The sequence below is a fragment of the Streptomyces sp. OR43 genome (assembly GCF_008042275.1).
GTDB lineage: Bacteria > Actinomycetota > Actinomycetes > Streptomycetales > Streptomycetaceae > Streptomyces.
Map to the genome: position 1 here is coordinate 1 of NZ_RDBK01000064.1, position 4012 is coordinate 4012.

Below are 4012 nucleotides of genomic sequence, written 5' to 3' on the forward strand. Positions count from 1 at the left end.
CCCCCGTACCGCCGCCGGGAACGCGACGTGAGCGCCCCGCCCGCGCCCCGCCTCGGCTACGCCCCGTGGGGCGAGGACCTCGCCGAGCTGACCGCGGCCGGCCGGGCCGCCGAGGACGCGGGCGCCGACACCCTGTGGGCCTCGGAACTCCACCGCAGCGCCACCGTCACCGCCGCCGCGCTGGCCGCTGCCACCTCCACCGCCCGCATCGGCACCGCCGTCGCACTCGCCTTCACCCGCTCCCCCATGATCTGCGCACTGGAGGTCATGGACCTCGACGAACTCTCCGGCGGCCGTGCCGTACTGGGCCTCGGCACGGGCGTGCGCAGGCTCAACGAGGAATGGCACGGCGTCCCGTTCGACCACCCGGCACAGCGGCTGCGCGAAACCGTCGACTGCGTACGGACGTTCATCGCCCGCTGCGCGGACGGGGAGCCCTTCGAGGCAGGCGGCCCGCTCGCCTCACTCCGGGTGCGCGGCTACCGCCGGCCCCGCCCCGTACGCACCCGTGTCCCGGTCCACCTGGCAGCCGCCGGCCCGTTGACCTTCCGGCTGGCGGGCGAGGTCGCCGACGGCTGGATCGGGCACGAACTGGGTTCCCGCGAGCATCTGCGGGACACCGTGCTGCCCGCCCTGCACACCGGACTGACCGCCGCGGGCCGCAGGCCGGAGGACCTGGAGGTAGTGGCGTCGGTGTGCGTCTCGGTCCATCCCGACCCCGCCGAGGCCCTGCGCCGCGCCGCCGGCAACGTGGGCTTCTACGCCTCGGTCCGCACCTACGCACCGCTGTTCGCCGCGCACGGTCTGCGGGAGCCGCAGCGCCGGGTCGTGGAGGAGTTCCGCCGGCCGGGCGCCCGCGCGGGCGCGCTGGCCGCGGCCGTCGACCCGGCGATGACCCGCGCGCTGACCCTGTGCGGAACCAGCGACCAGGTCGCCGAGCTCCTCAACGGCTACGCGGGTCTTGCGGACAGCCTCAAACTCACCGTGCCCGTCCATGGCCTGACGGGCCATGAGATCCGCGAGTCCCAGAAACACGTCCTCGACCTCATCCGGGAGCTGCGCCCATGACCACCGCCCCCTCCCCCGYCCGACGCCCCCTGGAGGACGTCCGGGTGATCGCCGTGGAGCAGTACGGCGCCGGACCGTTCGGTACCTGGCACCTGGCGGAACTGGGCGCCGAGATCATCAAGATCGAGGAACCCCACTCCGGCGGCGACGTCGGACGCTACGTCCCGCCGTACCAGGACGGCGAGGACTCGCTGTTCTTCGAGACCTTCAACCGCGGCAAGCGCAGCGTCCGCCTCGACCTCGCCAACCCGGCGGGCCGGGAGGTCTTCGAGGACCTGGTACGCAACAGCGACGCCGTCTACTCCAATCTGCGCGGTGACGTCCCGGCCCGGATCGGCATCACGTACGCCGATCTGCGCCACCTCAACCCGGCCGTGGTCTGCTGTTCGCTCAGCGGTTTCGGGCTGACCGGGCCGCGGTCGGCCCAGCCCGGTTACGACTACGTCCTGCAGGGCCTGGCCGGCTGGATGGACCTGACCGGCGAGCCCGGCGGTCCGCCCGCCAAGTCCGGCCTGTCGCTGGTGGACTACTCCGGCGGTTTCGTCGCCGCGCTCTCGCTGCTCGCCGGGTTGCACGCCGCCCGACGCGACGGCGTGGGCTGCGACTGCGACGTCTCCCTGTACGACACGGCCGTCTCCATGCTGACGTACCCGGCGACGTGGCACCTGAGCGCCGGCTACGAGCCCCGGCGCACCCGGCACTCGGCCCACCCGTCGCTGGTGCCCTTCCAGGCCTTCGAGGCGTCGGACGGCTGGCTGGTGGTCGGCTGCGCGAAGGAGAAGTTCTGGCAGCGGCTCGCCACGGTGATCGGCCATCCCGAATGGGCCGAACCGGGCCACGCCTACGCCGACTTCGCGGGCCGCGGGGAACACCGCGACGCCCTCGTACCCGAGCTGGAGGCGATCTTCGCGACCCGGACCGTGGCCGCCTGGCTGGAGATCCTCACCCCGGCGAAGGTGCCGTGCGGGCCGGTGCACACCGTGCCGCAGGCTCTCGCCGACCCGCACACCGCAGCGCGCGGCCTGCTGGTGGAGAGCGACCACCCCCGCTACGGCACCGTGCGCTCCGTGGCCAGCCCCGTCCGGGTCGGCGAACGCCTCCCCGGCAAGGCGCCCCGGGCCCCTCAGCGCGGCGAACACACCGACACCGTCCTGCACGACCTGCTCGGCTACGACGCCGACCGGGCGGCGGGCCTGCGCGCGAAAGGGGCCTTCGGTGACTGACACCCAGCGGCCGCCCGCCGTCCCGGCCGCGGCGGAACCGGCCACCGCCGAGGCGACCGGGCCGGCGCACCCGCACCCGCACCCGCACGATGCTCACGAGTCCGGGCACGGCCACCCCCACACGCACCCCGACGAAACGGCACGCGAGCCCGCGGCCGTTCAACTCGCCCGCTGGGCCGTGGCACTGACACCGGCGAAGATCCCCAGCGTGATCCGCCGCGTCCTGTGCCGCCAACTGCTCGACGGCCTCGGCTGTGTACTCGCCGCGGCACGCGACGGGCAGGCCGCACCCGCACTGACCGTCGCCGCCGCGCTCGGCGGCCCGCCGGAGGCCGTGGTCCCGGGCCTGGCCGCACCGGTCGGGGCACCCGCGGCGGCGCTCGCGCTGGGCGCGCTCGTGCACGCCCTGGACTGCGACGACACCCACCCAGGGGCGCTCGTGCACGCCACGGCCTCCGTGCTGCCGGCGCTGTTCGCCTCGGCCGCGGCGGCCCGCGCGGACGGTCCCGCCCTGCTGACCGCCGCCGCGGCCGGCTACGAGACCGCGCTGCGGGTCGGACTCGGCGCCCCCTACCGCTTCCACGCCCGGGGCGTGCATGCCACCCAGGTCGCTGCCGTCTTCGCCGCGGCCGTCACCGCCTCGGTCCTTCAGGGCCGGTCCGCCGGGGTGACCGCCCACGCGCTGGGCATCGCCGGCAGCAGCGCGGGCGGACTGCTGGAGTTCCTGGACTCGGGCAGCGACACCAAATCCCTGCACCCGGGGCTCGCCGCGCACGCCGGGCTCCTCGCCGCGCGCCTGGCCGCGGCCGGCGCCGAGGGTCCGGCGACCGTCCTCGAAGGACGCAACGGGGTCTACGCGGCCCTGGCCGGCCACACCGTCACCGCCGAGGAGGTCGTGGGCGATCTGGGCGAGATGTGGCACGTCAGCGCGGTGCAGAGCAAGCTCCACCCGTGCTGCCACCTGCTGCACCGCACCCTCGACGCGGCGGCCGTGCTGCGCACCCGGCTGATCCCGTACGGCGGCACGGCGGCGCTCGCCTCGGTCGTCGCGGAGGTCCCCCCGGGCACCGAGCCCGTGGTCTGCGTGCCGTGCGAGCACCGCGTCGCGCCGCGCACCGCCTACGAGGCCAAGTTCTCGCTGCCGTTCAGCACCGCGCTGATGCTGTGCGACGGCGCGCTGTCCCTCGGCAGTTACCGTGCCGACGCCCTGCTCCGGCCGGACGTGACGGCGCTCGCCGCCCGCGTCACCCACGAGGTCCGCGCGTACGAGGGCCCCGACGCCGAGGCACCCGGTGTGCTGCGGGCGCTGCTGCACGACGGGACGGCTCTGGACGTCCGGATCGAGGGCGGCCCGGTACGGCCGCCGGACACCGCACGTGTCGTCGCCGGGTTCCACGCCAACGCGGGCGGCGAGACCGCCCTCACCCGTGAACTCGCCGAACGCGTCCTGCGCCTGGACCGCGAGGACGGCATCGACGCCGTGCTCGCCCTCGCCTCGGCGGTCCTCGCCGCCCCTCCCGTCGCGTGACCCGCCCTCGCCTCGGCGGTCTCGCCGCCCGCGTTGGCGTGGAACCCGGCGACGACACGTGCGGTGTCCGGCGGCCGTACCGGGCCGCCCTCGATCCGGACGTCCAGAGCCGTCCCGTCGTGCAGCAGCGCCCGCAGCACACCGGGTGCCTCGGCGTCGGGGCCCTCGTACGCGCGGACCTCGTGGGTGACGC

4 protein-coding genes are annotated in these 4012 nt (G+C 75.4%); all 4 read left to right on the forward strand.

Going from position 1 to position 4012, the window contains the following annotated elements; genetic code table 11:
- The coding region (locus tag EAO72_RS40340) for an LLM class flavin-dependent oxidoreductase (protein WP_222724170.1) at positions 1 to 1068 on the forward strand (1068 nt) is incomplete at its 5' end.
- Positions 1065 to 2291, forward strand: a complete 1227-nt coding sequence (locus EAO72_RS40345) for a CaiB/BaiF CoA transferase family protein (RefSeq protein WP_148022362.1) — start codon at positions 1065 to 1067, stop codon at positions 2289 to 2291. The genes EAO72_RS40340 and EAO72_RS40345, both read left to right, overlap by 4 nt.
- Entirely contained in the window at positions 2284 to 3819 is a 1536-nt protein-coding gene (locus tag EAO72_RS40350) for an MmgE/PrpD family protein (protein ID WP_148022363.1), read from the forward strand. The genes EAO72_RS40345 and EAO72_RS40350 overlap by 8 nt, the downstream gene beginning before the upstream one ends.
- Positions 3816 to 4012: hypothetical protein (locus EAO72_RS42615; protein ID WP_222724171.1), on the forward strand; the 197-nt coding region annotated here is incomplete at its 3' end. The genes EAO72_RS40350 and EAO72_RS42615, both read left to right, overlap by 4 nt.